Source organism: Emticicia sp. 21SJ11W-3 (assembly GCF_024138715.1).
Lineage (GTDB): Bacteria > Bacteroidota > Bacteroidia > Cytophagales > Spirosomataceae > Emticicia > Emticicia fluvialis.
In genome coordinates this window covers 5009152-5023418 of sequence record NZ_CP092074.1, presented here as the reverse complement: position 1 = coordinate 5023418, position 14267 = coordinate 5009152, and the positions used below count along the sequence as shown (strand labels likewise).

Genomic DNA, 14267 nt, shown 5'->3' with positions numbered 1-14267 from the left:
TATTAAAACCTATATTCCGTTTCGGCGGCTGATATAATTATGAAAGTTGTTTTAGCCTATAGTGGAGGATTAGACACCTCGTTTTGCGTAAAGTACCTGACCGAAGAGCTGGGTCATGAAGTGCATTCCGTATTGGTTGATACGGGTGGGTTTACAGAAGAAGAAATCAAGGATATTGAAACAAAGGCGTATGAACTGGGCGTTAAAAACCATCATACCGCCCGCATGGTAGGCGAATATTATCAGAAATGTATCAGGTATCTGGTATATGGCAATATCCTGAAAAACAATACGTATCCGCTTTCAGTAAGTGCCGAGCGTATGTTTCAGGCAGTAGCAGTGGCTGACTACGCCAAAGAAATTGGCGCCGAAGCTGTTGCACACGGAAGCACAGGTGCCGGAAACGACCAGGTTCGTTTTGATATGGTTTTCAGAATCGTTCTTCCTAATGCACAAATTATTACGCCTATCCGTGACCTGCGTTTGTCGCGTGAGGCTGAAATAGATTTTCTGAAGTCGAAAGGCGTAGTGCGCGAATGGCATAAAGCAGCCTACTCAATTAATAAGGGTTTATGGGGAACCTCAGTAGGAGGTAAAGAAACCCTCACTTCTGATGGGTTCTTACCCGAAAGCGCATTCCCGACACAGGTAACCAGGAAAAAAGGAAGCGAAATAACGCTACAATTCATAAAAGGTGAACTGAAAGGTGTAAACGGCCGCCGGTTTAAAAATCCGGTAGATGCCATCCGTCGTTTGTCAGAGCTAGCCTCTCCGTATGGGATTGGCCGTGACATCCACGTGGGCGATACCATTATCGGTATTAAAGGCCGTGTAGGATTCGAGGCCGCTGCTCCGTTGATTATCATCAAGGCACACCATTTGTTAGAGAAACACGTGCTTACCAAATGGCAGCAATACTGGAAGCAGAACCTTGCCGAATGGTATGGTATGCTTTTGCACGAAGGCCAATTCCTTGAGCCACTGATGCGTAATATTGAAACGTTTCTTGAAAGTACCCAAACCAATGTAACTGGTGAGGTGCGTGTGCAACTGGCACCGTATCATTTCCAGTTATTGGGTATCAAGTCAGACTACGATATGATGTCGCCGGTATTTGGCAGCTATGGAGAAATGAACAATGCGTGGTCTGGCGATGATGTAAGAGGTTTCTCTAAAATCATGTCCAATCAGGTAATGATTCATGAAAAAATTGCCGAACTGGCTGCGAAGAAGTAAGGCAATAACATTAATAAAAAGTTATTGGCTTTTAATTGATTACTATAAGCGAGACCCCGAAAATACGATGCTTTCAGTATTTTCGGGGTTTCACTTTTTGTTTGCAATCAATGCCCAATAGTATAAATTGATCCTGTACAAATCCAATGTTTGCTACCATTTAAAAAGTAAACTTGTATTCAAAAAACCATTTTTTTATTATTCGCTTAGTTTCATTAGCTTTGTGAAATAGCATCTTGCTATTATACCATTTTTTAAATACATTAAATTATGAAAACAGAAAAAACTGAAAGTGCTCAAGACACATTTACCCTTGAAGAATGGACAAAACCCTCAGTAGAAATACTTTCTATAATGGAAGTAACTATGGGTTCGAGCGATGCAGGAGAAGATTATGCATCTGAAATAAGCTAATGCTAGCATAAATTACTCACATCTGTAACATGAGAATAAATACAGGAGTGTTTGCAGATGTGAGTATTTTTAAGCCTTACATTTCAGTTCACCACTACAATATTTCCTGAATACATTAAATTGAGGCATTCCAGGGTATCAATTGTACACTGAGATTCTTCTACTTTGAATTTCTGCATGAGCTTCTGAATCAAATCTTTTACAAGAATGGGCTGTTCCAAGTATAGCCAGATTATAGCTCCAGTATGATTCAGGTTAATATAGTTGCCACTTTTCAAATCCATTATGACTGTTTCATTATCAAATTCAACGAATTGCAAATCATTTGTTTTGCGGGCAACAAAACTTTCAAGGTGTAATAACTTTTTCATTTCTATCATTTTTTGATAACCATTGCCGATACTTGGCACAATTATCAGGCAAATTTATAAATATATTTAGATTTAATGTTTAATTATTGGGGGTTTGGTTTGCGTATTTTATCGGAAATTGAATTTCCGGAATTACTGTCTTGCGAATTTTCTGTACCAGATTTAGTAATTAAATATGGCATAACACCAGAAACTATCAGTGGTATTCAGTTAACAAAAAAAGGATTCTTCTACAAAATTGACGAGCAGGCATTGTTGTTTAAAGTTACCAACGTTGCTAATTATTATGCTTTTGGTGGACACACCGTGGTAGTTGAACCCTGCGCTGAACAGGAAATGCGAACCATCAGGCTTTATATTCTGGCAACTGTGATGGCCGGAATCCTCACTCAAAGGAAATTATTGCCTTTCCATGCTTCTGCCATTATTCGCAATGAAGCTTTGATTCTAATTGCGGGCGAATCTCAGGCCGGGAAATCGACTACTCTGGCAGGTTTAATTAAAAGAGGGTTTAATATATTTGGGGATGATGTACTGGTACTAAAAAAAGATGAAGACCAAATGGTACTGGCCAGTGCTTCATATCCGATGATTAAACTCTGGGATGACACAATCGAAAAACTTAATGATGATACTTTCCGTGACCGCTCGTTCAGAATCAAATATGATTTGGAAAAATTCGGCATCTTTTTTCATAAGCAATTTAACAAAGATCAATATCCTTTAAAGAAAATTTATATTATTAAAAAAAAGGATATCCCTGATGTAAGTATTAAAACTCTAAGCGGAATTAACGCCTTTGAGGCGTTAAGAAGTCATATTTACCGGCCCATTCTATTACAAAGTAATACTATGCTATCCCGTAGCTTTACGATTCTAACAGAACTTTCAAAGTCTGCAGTTATTCTTGAAGTATCGAGGCCACTTGTCTGCAACCCCGAAGACCTGATAAACCATATTGAAGCTTCTATCCTTCAATAGACTATTGAAAGAGTCTTCTTCAAAAAATCCTCCATAAAAAGATTAATCAAACTATGGGTTTAATATTCGGACGTATCAATAAAACCGGGAAAAAGGTAGATGAGACTATTCTGGAAAAGGTTTTTCAGTCTGTTTCTCGCATTAAGCCAGATGATGGCTCGTCATGGACAGACACGGATATAGTCTTGGGAAATACCCACCTTATTGAAGATGCATACCCTTACCTGGCGCACCTAATTATTACGGCAGATGCCCGTATAGATAACAGGCCCGAATTAGCTTCTATGTTGGGCAATAACGTAAATTTACTAAATGATGCCCAGCTTATATTGATGGCATTTTACAAGTGGGGCGAAAAATGCGTACAATTTCTGGAAGGAGAATTTGCGTTTGTGATATGGAACAAAGCAAGCCATGAACTCTTTGCGGCAGCCGACCCGGTAGGTCATAGACCATTATATTATTATGATTCTGAAGATGAATTTATCTTTTGTAATGAAATAAAAGGTGTTACCGCCGTTAAGCAAACACCTGATATTTTCAATGAGGATGTGCTGATTGATTACTTTTTTAAAAAGGGACTACCCGTGCACACTTACAATCAGGAGGTGTTTTCGCTCTGTGGCGGCAACATACTAACACTTAAACGTGGAAAAGTTGGCATAGAAAAATACTGGCGCCTGCAAGCAAGTGGAAAATATTCTTTTAAAAAAGAGCAGGATTGGTACGACTGTCTGCTTCATTTAGTCTATAACGCCGTTGAAAAAAGGCTGGACTATGAACGGCCGGTTGGTCTTACTCTAAGTGGCGGGCTTGATTCTTCTTGCCTGGCTTTTGTACTTTCAGACCTGCTGCAAAAAAGAAACAAACCTCTTTATACTTTTTCCTCGGTATTGCCTGTTGGCTATGAGGGCATTGCCAGAGATGAGCGTAAATACATCGAATCCATTGGGAGGCGGTATCCTAATATTATACAAAATTTTGTTGATTCTTCCGAAATCGGATCTATTGATAGTTTAAACGAAAGTTTTTTATTCGACGAAAGTATTCCAAATCCATTTCATTATCTGGATAAAGCAATACTCTCCTTAGCCAGAGAAAAAAAAGTACATACTTTATTTACCGGGTACGGAGGAGACTTTGGGGTTTCATGGAAAGGTGATTTGGTTGTTTATCAATTAATCTATCAAAGGCAATTTAAAGAGGCGTTACAGCTAATAAAAGAGTTTGGAAAGCGGGAAAACCTATCAATGTTACAAGTGTTTGTTAAGAAATTTATTCCCCATACAGAGTTATACAGGCATCTTCGACCTTTGTTAAAAATGGGGAGGATAAACTGGCAAAATGAAACTACGCTGAAAAGTGATTTTGTAAAAAAATACAGCCACAGGGTAATCGAATATACTCCTTTGAAAGATTTTCATTCGAATGCTGAGTATCAGATAAATGAAGGCCGTTTCGGAAAAATAACTGCTATGTTTCATACAAGAAACGCTGCTTTCGGCATAGAATCGGCCGTTCCTTACTTAGATAAGTCCATTCTGGAGTTTTTGATGGATATTCCTCTGCCTTTTTTTGTGAAAGGAGGAATCCCAAGAAGTCTTATTAGAAACATTATGAAAGGAAATGTGCCTGATGAGATTACCAGACGAATGGATAAACTTCCATATTCACCCGGATACCAAAACAAAATAAAGAGTCAAAAGTCTTTGCTTCAGACAATCTCAAGTCTTAATAAATATGAATTTATTTTTGATAAGTACCTTGACAAACATAAAATCATCAATAATTTTATTAACATTAAACCCGAAGAAGGATTTACCCCCGCTGAAAACATAGTTGGGATAAGATTAATGCAGGCCGTCAACGCAGCCGTTGTAATCAGCAGGTTAAAAGAAGAAAACTATCATTTTAAATTTGTCTGACGCAGAATACCGATTAACATAACACTAAAAGTATTCGTCAATAATTTAGTAATCAATCACCTTATCAGACAACATGTAATGAAAATCGCAATTCCATTTTAACCAATACGCCAGTTTCAGCAATAGAAGAATTGCATGAAACTTAAAGTTTTGGGTAAAGGATATCAGGCATTATCGATAATCTCTGCTACTGCCGTGCATTTATCAAAATCGGCTTCATAAATTTCAAATTCGTTAGTAAGGGCTGCGCTTGCCATACTCACATCCGCCTTGCGGTATTCCATTCTACTGTTTACAATGCCTTTGCCTGTCATGTGCAGGGCATGGACACCCGCCTCTAACAATTGCGCTGCGTTCTGGGCGCTTACACCACTGCCTGCCATAATTTCTATTCTATTGGCTGCCTTTTCAGCTAATTGTTTCAGTAGGCCTATGCCGTCAATGGCGGTATTCTTTTGCCCTGAGGTAAGTATTCTTTCGCAGCCGGTTTCAATAACCGCTTCCAACGCCTCAAAAGGCTCTACGCTTACATCAAATGCTCTGTGAAAGGTTACTTTCATGGGCCGAGCCAGTTCAACTAATTCTTTTGTACGGATGGCATCAACCGTACCGTCCGGATTCAGGATACCAAACACTACACCGTCTGCTCCCAATTCTTTGGCAGTTTGTATATCGGCTTTCATTACCTCAAATTCAGTATCTGAATAACAGAAATCTCCTCCGCGCGGACGAATCATGACATACAATTTGATTGAAAGATGCTGGCGAGCCAATTTTATTAATCCTGCTGAAGGGGTGGTTCCGCCCTCAAACATACCTCCACATAACTCAACCCGATACGCCCCGGCCTTCTGGGCTGTCAGGCATGATTCTAAAGAAAAGCAACAGATTTCAAGCATTCTATTTCATGGTTTTTATACAAAGAAACATATAAAATGCTTTTCAATGGAGCATCTCATCTGTTTCTTTTAATTCTTCTATTAAGAAAATCTCGATTTAGTACTTAATCAATTTTCTTGTAACCAGGTCTTTCCCAACTTGAATCCTAATCAGGTATTCTCCTGCCGATAATTGATTCAGATTAAGGTATTGCTTCTTGTAGGTTATATTCCCTAAATTCTTTTCCGATAATTGTCGGCCTTTCATGTCCAGCAGCTGATAAGATACTTCTTGCGATATCGGTAAATCAAAAGTCATTTCACAATAACTCTCGGCAGGAACAGGCGCTATAGTAATTTTATGGCCAATCAGCGGCTCATTGGCAAGAATAAGAACCTGTATCTTCGCTTCTCCAGACACGGTACCTTCACCACAGGTATTGCTTACAGAGGTTAATTTGAAAATATTGCCTTCAATAACTTTCACAGGGTGAATGATAGTATTTTTCTCAGATACACCCGTTTCATTATTACTCAGTTTATACGAAAAAGGCGGGCTTGCAGTAAAAGACAATTTAAGATTGGCGGTATCACCTATATTTAATGTGGTATCGCCTGATATGGTTGCGGTGGGGATATTTGAGTAGATTTTTATTTTGCGGGTTGTAGATTCGCAATCTTTGTATTGAATAAGAGCTTTGTAGGTACCTGGTTGAGTAGCTTTCAGGCTCGATGTTGTTTCTCCCATAACCACATCATCTTTAAACCACTTGTATCTGTAACCGTTTTCCGAAACCGCCTCAAGGATATACGGATTACTATTTGCACATATGCCCATGCTGTCTGCATGAGGAGAAATCTGATTGTTGATACTTGTTATTTCAACGTTTAGCGTATTTGTAAAGGCTTCGCAAGATTTGTATTTTACTTTTGCCTGATAAATTCCGGATTGTTGAGGGTCAAGGCTATAATCGCTAAAGGGGACTTTTTGTTGATTTATGTACCATTCAAAAGAGTAATCAGGATTTCTATTGTATTGAGAATAATTTATATTTTTAATTATGATAGAGGCCTGTTTTTCATAACATAAATCGATGGAATTTGTACTATAATCGTGATAATTGTAAAAATGTGCCAATTCAGGTTGTATACCTTTTTTAATGATAAAGGTTTTTTTGTAACCACAGGTATTTGTCTCTTTAATATCTAGCGTGTAAGTTCCTTCTTTATTGATACTTAGCGAAGAAGCATTTGAAATTGTTTCATTATTTTGTTTCCATTCATAAGATTTACTTTTAAACGGCGTGGAAATAGAAATCGGATCTTCACAAAAATAATAGGTACTTGTAGGAAATTGCACAATGTCGTCAACCAAATTGAAAACGGCCGTATCAGTTAATGCAATGCATGTTTTTTGGTCAGGCGGATAAATTTTTGCAGAATATTTGCCGGAATCTTTTATTTCGAAATAGCTGTAGGTATTCATACCTTTATTAGCTGTTCTGGTTTCTAGTAATTTTCCATCTTTATAAAAATCTATATTCCAGGCCCAGATTTCAGAGTAAATAGGGGATACATTTATCCCATAATTATTTGTGCTTTTGCATAACGAAATGGTTTTTTGGGCATCAGAGAAAGGAAGCTTATGCCCTATTTTTGTGAGTAAGGTGTCTCGTCTAACAATTTCATATTTCCTTGAATTAACTATGCAATCGCCCTGAGTCAGTTGCAGATAATAAACTCCCGGTTCTGAAGCAGTATAAATTCTCTTAGTAGCACCGCTGATACTCTCATCGTTACGTTTCCATTGAAAATTGAAGCCGTATTTATTCAATGCATTAACGTCAGAATCATCGTTATTAGAAACGTAATAATCCAGGTGAGTAAAGGTAGCGGTCAGGGTATTACACAGAGTTATCTTACTATCAATTACCTGAACATAATTATAAGTAGAAATAGAATTAGTGAGTTTTTGTCCGATTTCAATCCAAAGAGAATCAGAAGAAGCTTTACATGACCCCTGATGCGCAGTTACTTTATAATAACCGCTTTTTTTTGCTTCAAATAAGTCATTTTGTGTTTTTTGCTCTACAGTTTGACCATTATGTTGCCAACTATATATTGTGTATGGAAAATCTCCAAATGCTTGTATCGGAACCGAAAATCCATTACAAGCATATTGACTTCTTATAAAAGAGGAAATGCTTGGCTGTGGTATTTCACCAACTTTTATCTTAATAGATGTAGATTCTTTAGAACATCCACTGTAAGTAGCCTTTACAGTATAGATACCAGCGTCTTTGGCATCGTAATAGGTATCGTTTGCTCCAGGAATATCAATACCATTCTTCAACCATTGAAAATTGACAGATTCTGGAGACCTTATTAAAAGCTTTGTAGAGGAGCCTTCACAATGTGTAGCATCATAAGAAGAGATATTACTAGAGGTAATTTGTGCAATAATATAGGGTTTTGCAGCACCAACAATATCAAATGATTTGCTTGAAGTTTTATATTTACCATCTTCACTTTCTAATGCAAAATAAATAACATCTAAATTAAAGTCAGGCATCTGTACCTCAATGGAATTTTGAGTAGTAGTCCCTAAATGGAATTTAGAAATATAATTCTGAACATATACGTTGAACTTGGTATTTGCCGGAATGTAATTTGGGATATTAAATTTTAAAGTTACCTTTTCTTCGCGGCAATATTTTTCTTTAATATTGAAAAACTCTAACTCATCGTTTATGGTCAAATCTGATTTTCCTGAAGCAAAAGATAAATAACTAAGAATAAATCCAAAAACGCACAGTAAATGTTTAATCATAAGAAGGTTGCATATGGTTTAGAAGAATTTTTTAGCCTACAGGTAATTATTTCAATTAGTCACAATCAGCATTAGTGCCACAAAAATACTTATAATGGATATATTCATCAAAAAAAATTAATTCATTATTTATATTTTAAAGATCACACCGTCAACTCCCGAAAAACCTCTTCCATTGCCTTGCCATCTTTTTTCAGTTCAGATAGGGTGCTGTCGGCTACAATTTTCCCACGGTTAATGATTACCACGCGGTCGCAGATGGCCTCTACCTCCTGCATGATGTGTGTACTGAAAATAACGGTTTTGTCTTTGCCTATGTGCTTAATGAGGTCTCGTATTTCAACCAGTTGGTTAGGGTCAAGGCCGGTGGTTGGTTCGTCTAAAATCAACACATCCGGGTTATGTATCAACGCTTGGGCAAGGCCGACACGTTGTCGGTAACCTTTTGATAGCTGCCCTATTTTTTTGTGTTTTTCAAGCCCAAGCCCAACGCGCTCTATCGTGTTATCTATTTTAATTTCCAGGTCTCGTCCTTTCAGGCCATAAAGTGAGCCTGCAAAGGATAGAAATTCCATCACGTACATATCCAGATACAGCGGATTATGTTCAGGCAGGTATCCTACATTCTTTTTAACCTGAATAGGCGCCGTTTTTACATCAAAGCCACTTACCTCGGCAGTGCCTTCGGTAGCCGGAATATACCCCGTCAGGATTTTCATGGTCGTTGATTTTCCGGCACCATTTGGGCCCAGAAACCCCAGAATTTCTCCTTTTTTTACTTCAAAAGATATATTATCAACAGCTTTTTGTGTGCCGTAAACTTTGCTGAGGTGCTGAACTTTAATAGACATGGTCTGGCTGTTCTATGATATCAGTACCGATATTAATCCCCTGGGTAATCGATACATGTAATGGTTTTATAGGTTCTTAACGCAAAAATAGGGTTTATCGTGAAAAGATTCCTTAAAAAAAGTCTTTGCTGCGCTTTTTAATTAAATTTGTTTTTATTCAACCTTATTTAAACCTATGAAAAAAATTTTTCTTCTCCTGTTGGTTACCATTCAGGTAACTTTTGCGCAAGATAAACCGGTACGTATGGGTATTGTGGGTATGACACACGACCACGTTCGGCAAATTCTGCATACCATTAAGCACGAAGGTGTTGAGATTGTGGGCTTTGCCGAACCGGATAAGGCATTGGCCATGAAATACCTGGCAGAATACAAATTGCCCGAAAGCCTGTGGTATGCCAGTCTCGACGAAATGATTGAGAAAGCAAAACCGGAAGCCGTCTGCGATTTCAGAAGTATTATTGAGCATCTGGAAACTGTACAGAAATGTGCCCCAAAGGGAGTGCATGTAATGGTTGAAAAACCATTAGCGGTTAATTTTGAAACTGCCAAACAAATGGAGGCACTGGCCAAAAAGCATAAGATTCAGTTATTGACCAATTATGAAACCACCTGGTATGCAAGTAATCATGAAGCCTACAAAATGATTAATGAGCGCAATGAAATTGGTGAAATCAGAAAGGTGGTGATACATGACGGTCACTCTGGCCCTAAAGAAATAGGGGTTAGTAAAACGTTTCTCGACTGGCTGGCTGACCCCGTAAAAAACGGCGGCGGCGCAATTATTGACTTTGGTTGTTACGGAACCGATATTATGGCCTGGATTATGAAAGGCGAAAGACCTCTATCGGTAACAGCTGTTACGCAGACTATCAAACCCGAAACTTACCCAAAAGTGGATGATGAGGCTACTATTATTGTAACTTATCCTAAAGCACAAGGTATATTTCAGGCTTCATGGAATTGGCCATTTGACAGAAAAGATGCAGAATTCTATGGCAAAAACGGATATATCATTGCAGATAGAACCCAGCAAATGCGTGTAAGAAAAGGAGATAGAAACGCCCCACCGGAAGAAAAGGTAGAGATTAAACCATTAGCGTATCCGCTGAACGACCCATTCAGTTACTTTGCCGCGGTGGTACGAGGCAAAGTAAAATCTGAAAATGATTTAGGGTCATTGAAAATCAATATGGTTGCCATGGAAATTCTGGATGCGGCCGTGAAATCGGCCAAAGCCAAAAAAACCATTGAACTAAAATAATTATTTAGGGCCAACTACCCGGCTTACGGCAGAAACGCCGTTTTCATTAAAGGCCTCAATAGCAAAGTAGTACTTTTGCCCAACCGTTAAGGCCCTTAGTTCAAGATTAGAAGGGGCGTCTCCCCATATCTGGTAAGTCTGATACAGCTTATCAGGGGCGATGCCCCATAAAATATTATAGCCCACTGCGTCAGGCACTTTCTGCCAGCTGATGTCTGCATTGCGTTCGTCAGTTTGTCGGCTTGCGGTCAGTCCTTCTGGTGTTACCGGAGCCTTGCCAGTTCCTTTTCCAAAAATCCTGATATCGCTTATGGCCAGGTTAGGCATTGGCACATGTACATTTTCAAATTTAATGTAGCGTGCTCTTACAGGTTTTGCCAGTTCTTCATACGCATTGGGGCGGTCTCTTTGCTCGTTCGTGTTATCTACAATCTTTGTCCAGTTTTTGGCGTCTGTTGAAGCATACAATCTGTATTGAATATACACCTTTGGCAAGGCGCTATCGTAAATATCAGACTTATAATCGGTATAATTGATTTGCAGCGAATGCACATCCTGTGGTTTTTCTAAATCAATTGTTAGTGTTTCGCCGCTTTTGTTGGTTTTAGCTACCCAGAAGGTCCGGGGGTTTTCGTCCGTTACCAGATTGGCCGAGAACTTCTCATCCTGCACCGAAGAAGACCTAACCGGTTTTTTGTAAGAGAGCAGCATCCATCCTGCAAAAAGCTCGTTTTTATCTGTCCATTTTTTGGTAGGCAATATTTGAGGGAAATCCGCAAAGCGGGTATTGGCATACATTTGTCCGTCTTTATCAAACCCCGCCGGAACCATCTCTATCCGGCGTTCAAAATTCCAGTTTACGGCAATCCAGGGCGTGCCGGTGTTCCAGTAGTTGCCGTATAAATCTTTGAAAGTATTTCCATGCCCCATACCTGTCATGAATCCACCGGGTTTGTACGAAACCGGATTATAAGGTGCATACGTAAATGGGCCCAGCGGGTCATCGCCTACATAAGTACCGTTGGCGTACACGTTATATTCTGTACCCGGTGCGCCATATTGCAGGTAGTATTTGCCGTTATGTTTGGTCATCCATGCGCCTTCGGTAAATGGCTTGATGGTGTCGCGGTGGTCGCGGCCAAAGCGCTCCCAACCGTGTTTTTCCGGATGCAGGTATATCAGCCCTTTATAATTGTTTTTCTCTTTATAAGTCAGGTTTTTGTTTTTGTCGAGTTCGGCTCCGAAAAGCGGATACACGTTTGAAGACCCCCAGTACATAAACCAGCGGTCGGTGTCCTCGTCATGGAATAGGGCGGGGTCCCACGGGCCAATATCTTTAGGTAATTGCGGCAACCAGCGGTTATAAAAATGCAGTTTGCCGTTCTCTGGCGTGGTAGTATAAAAAATAGGTCTTTGCTGAAAGGTTGATTGGAAAAGGTAAAGTGTATCTCTCACCGAAATGGCCGCAGGTGCGCACATATCTTCCATTGGCCAGCGGCTGGGTATAATATAATGCCAGTTCAGCAGGTCTTTCGATTTCCAGTATCCACCCTGAATAGTATGGAACAAATAGTATTCATTTTTATGGGTGATAATCACAGGGTCGGCACCTGAGCGATACGATATTTTTTCGTTGGTCTGTTCCCAGTTATACTGGTAGTTAATATCCATCGGATTGCAGAAGGTTTTCTGCTTAAATGGTTTTGGTTTGGCAATGTTCAGCTGAGGGCTTTGCGCCAGGCTAAAAGAAGTAATGAATAACAGGCTGAATAATAGTTGAAAGCGTTTCATAGGTTGTAGTTTAAACTACAAATATAAAATAAGTAGGCAAAAAACCATGACCATTGATTAGGATAGAAAAAACAAAAGAGGCCCACGCGGAGCCTCTCAAGAGTATTTATCTGGAAGATGTTATTCTTACCTCGAATAATTCGGCGCCTCACGCATAATCTGGATATCGTGCGGATGGCTTTCTTTAATACCGGCTGCTGTTATTTTTACAAATTTAGCCTGTTGTAAGGTAGCTATGTCTCCAGCGCCGCAATAACCCATACCGGCTTTTAAGCCGCCTACCATTTGGTACAGAATCTCGGCAGCACGGCCTTTGTAAGGTACACGACCTACAATGCCTTCCGGAACCAGCTTTTTGATATCATCTTCGGCATCCTGGAAATAACGGTCTTTCGAGCCATCTTCCATGGCTTCTACTGAACCCATACCACGGTACGTTTTAAATTTACGTCCTTCGTAGATAACCATTTCTCCAGGGGCTTCTTCGGTGCCGGCCAATAATGAACCCATCATTACCGTGTTTGCACCTGCGGCAATGGCTTTGGTGATATCGCCCGAGAAACGTATACCGCCATCGGCAATAACCGGAACACCGTATTTAGCTGCGGCAACAGCTGAATCGGCAATGGCCGATAACTGCGGCATACCTATACCTGCTATAATACGCGTGGTACAAATACTGCCCGGCCCTACACCAACCTTAATGGCATCTGCACCTGCTTTGGCCAGCGCTTCGGCTGCTTCGGCTGTGGCAATGTTTCCAACAATTACATCCAGTTTCGGAAACGCCAGCTTGATACGTTTAAGGGTTTCAATAACACCCTTTGAGTGTCCGTGTGCAGTGTCAATACTTACAACATCCACACCGGCTTTTATGAGGCTTTCTACGCGTTTTTCAATATCTGGTGTAACGCCAACTGCGGCTCCGGCAATCAGACGACCCAGGCGGTCTTTAGCTGCGTTGGGGCGGTCTTTCTTTTTCAGAATATCACGGTAGGTAATTAAACCTATCAGGCGATACTCTCTGTCAACTATCGGTAATTTTTCAATCTTATAGTTTTTCAGAATCTCTTCCGCTTCTGCCAGGCCTGCTCCTTCATATCCAACTATCAGGTTATCTTTAGTCATTATATCCACAATGGGTTTTGTCATTTCCGTCTGGAAACGCAAATCCCTGTTGGTTACAATACCCTTCAATTTATTGTTTTCGTCAATAACCGGTATACCACCTACCCTGAACTCAGCCATTAAACGTAAGGCATCGCCGATAAGGGCGCCTTCGCTCAGTGTAATGGGGTCTATAATCATGCCGCTTTCAGAACGTTTCACCTTGCGTACCTGCTCGGCTTGTTGTTCAATGGTCATGTTTTTGTGGATAATACCGATACCCCCTTCCTGTGCCATAGCAATAGCCATTTCATATTCGGTAACGGTATCCATAGCCGCCGAAATGAGAGGAATATTCAATTGTATATTTTGCGTCAGGTAAGTTTTCGTTTGCGTATCGCGGGGAAGAACTTCTGAATAAGCCGGAACGAGGAGAACGTCGTCGTAGGTGAGTGCTTCGTAAAGCAACTTTGAAGAATCTAACATAGCAAATAAATTACGTTTTCTTATTTGCCAAGCAAAATTAAGGTAAATATTTTAATTGGCAATCAGCAGCAATAAAATTAATTGAAAATTCATATAAAAAGCCCTGTAATTTCTATTTTACAGGGCTTTTATA

At 39.8% G+C, this 14267-nt stretch carries 11 protein-coding genes; 5 read left to right on the top strand and 6 right to left on the bottom strand.

Features of this window, described 5'->3' with window-relative positions:
• Positions 1 to 39: 39 nt before the first annotated feature.
• Both MB380_RS21255 and MB380_RS21250 read left to right on the top strand, forming a co-directional pair.
• Positions 40 to 1236 (top strand): argininosuccinate synthase, encoded by a 1197-nt coding sequence (locus MB380_RS21255; protein ID WP_173830513.1) that lies wholly within the window; start codon positions 40 to 42, stop codon positions 1234 to 1236.
• 270 nt (positions 1237 to 1506) lie between these two features.
• Positions 1507 to 1650, top strand: a complete 144-nt coding sequence (locus MB380_RS21250; RefSeq protein ID WP_158237873.1) for a hypothetical protein — start codon at positions 1507 to 1509, stop codon at positions 1648 to 1650.
• 83 nt (positions 1651 to 1733) lie between these two features.
• Here the strand turns inward: MB380_RS21250 and MB380_RS21245 are convergent, their stop codons facing one another.
• Positions 1734 to 2021, bottom strand: coding sequence for a PqqD family peptide modification chaperone (locus MB380_RS21245; RefSeq protein WP_158237872.1), 288 nt, complete (start codon positions 2019 to 2021; stop codon positions 1734 to 1736).
• Positions 2022 to 2096: 75 nt separating this feature from the next.
• Between MB380_RS21245 and MB380_RS21240 the strand changes: the two genes are divergently transcribed.
• Both MB380_RS21240 and MB380_RS21235 read left to right on the top strand, forming a co-directional pair.
• Positions 2097 to 3002: a hypothetical protein gene (locus MB380_RS21240; protein ID WP_253531553.1), complete on the top strand. Its 906-nt coding sequence runs from the start codon at positions 2097 to 2099 to the stop codon at positions 3000 to 3002.
• A gap of 53 nt (positions 3003 to 3055) precedes the next feature.
• A complete protein-coding gene (locus tag MB380_RS21235; protein ID WP_253531550.1) occupies positions 3056 to 4927 on the top strand; it encodes an asparagine synthase-related protein in 1872 nt (623 codons plus the stop codon).
• A gap of 164 nt (positions 4928 to 5091) precedes the next feature.
• On the opposite strand, the gene MB380_RS21230 is transcribed toward MB380_RS21235, so the two are convergent.
• From MB380_RS21230 to gldA, 3 genes are all read right to left on the bottom strand, one after another.
• Positions 5092 to 5826, bottom strand: coding sequence for a copper homeostasis protein CutC (locus tag MB380_RS21230; RefSeq protein ID WP_253531548.1), 735 nt, complete (start codon positions 5824 to 5826; stop codon positions 5092 to 5094).
• A gap of 97 nt (positions 5827 to 5923) precedes the next feature.
• Entirely contained in the window at positions 5924 to 8635 is a 2712-nt protein-coding gene (locus MB380_RS21225; RefSeq protein ID WP_253531545.1) for a T9SS type A sorting domain-containing protein, read from the bottom strand.
• A 143-nt stretch (positions 8636 to 8778) separates the two neighbouring features.
• Positions 8779 to 9486 (bottom strand): gliding motility-associated ABC transporter ATP-binding subunit GldA, encoded by a 708-nt coding sequence (gldA, locus tag MB380_RS21220; RefSeq protein ID WP_253531542.1) that lies wholly within the window; start codon positions 9484 to 9486, stop codon positions 8779 to 8781.
• Positions 9487 to 9661: 175 nt separating this feature from the next.
• Between gldA and MB380_RS21215 the strand changes: the two genes are divergently transcribed.
• The gene (locus MB380_RS21215) at positions 9662 to 10750 is read left to right on the top strand and encodes a Gfo/Idh/MocA family protein (RefSeq protein WP_253531539.1); all 1089 of its coding nucleotides are present in this window, start codon (positions 9662 to 9664) and stop codon (positions 10748 to 10750) included.
• On the opposite strand, the gene MB380_RS21210 is transcribed toward MB380_RS21215, so the two are convergent.
• Together MB380_RS21210 and guaB are read right to left on the bottom strand one after the other, a co-directional pair.
• Complete coding sequence (locus MB380_RS21210) at positions 10751 to 12541, bottom strand: family 43 glycosylhydrolase (RefSeq protein ID WP_253531537.1); 1791 nt, start codon at positions 12539 to 12541, stop codon at positions 10751 to 10753. It lies immediately after the preceding gene.
• Between the two features lie 126 nt (positions 12542 to 12667).
• Entirely contained in the window at positions 12668 to 14134 is a 1467-nt protein-coding gene (guaB, locus tag MB380_RS21205; protein ID WP_253531534.1) for an IMP dehydrogenase, read from the bottom strand.
• Positions 14135 to 14267 lie beyond the last annotated feature (133 nt).

Coding starts and splice junctions, on each gene's coding strand:
- MB380_RS21255 (WP_173830513.1), top strand. CDS start 40: ATGAAAGTTGTTTTAGCCTATAGTGGAGGATTAGACACCTCGTTTTGC.
- MB380_RS21250 (WP_158237873.1), top strand. CDS start 1,507: ATGAAAACAGAAAAAACTGAAAGTGCTCAAGACACATTTACCCTTGAA.
- MB380_RS21245 (WP_158237872.1), bottom strand. CDS start 2,021: ATGAAAAAGTTATTACACCTTGAAAGTTTTGTTGCCCGCAAAACAAAT.
- MB380_RS21240 (WP_253531553.1), top strand. CDS start 2,097: ATGTTTAATTATTGGGGGTTTGGTTTGCGTATTTTATCGGAAATTGAA.
- MB380_RS21235 (WP_253531550.1), top strand. CDS start 3,056: ATGGGTTTAATATTCGGACGTATCAATAAAACCGGGAAAAAGGTAGAT.
- MB380_RS21230 (WP_253531548.1), bottom strand. CDS start 5,826: ATGCTTGAAATCTGTTGCTTTTCTTTAGAATCATGCCTGACAGCCCAG.
- MB380_RS21225 (WP_253531545.1), bottom strand. CDS start 8,635: ATGATTAAACATTTACTGTGCGTTTTTGGATTTATTCTTAGTTATTTA.
- gldA (WP_253531542.1), bottom strand. CDS start 9,486: ATGTCTATTAAAGTTCAGCACCTCAGCAAAGTTTACGGCACACAAAAA.
- MB380_RS21215 (WP_253531539.1), top strand. CDS start 9,662: ATGAAAAAAATTTTTCTTCTCCTGTTGGTTACCATTCAGGTAACTTTT.
- MB380_RS21210 (WP_253531537.1), bottom strand. CDS start 12,541: ATGAAACGCTTTCAACTATTATTCAGCCTGTTATTCATTACTTCTTTT.
- guaB (WP_253531534.1), bottom strand. CDS start 14,134: ATGTTAGATTCTTCAAAGTTGCTTTACGAAGCACTCACCTACGACGAC.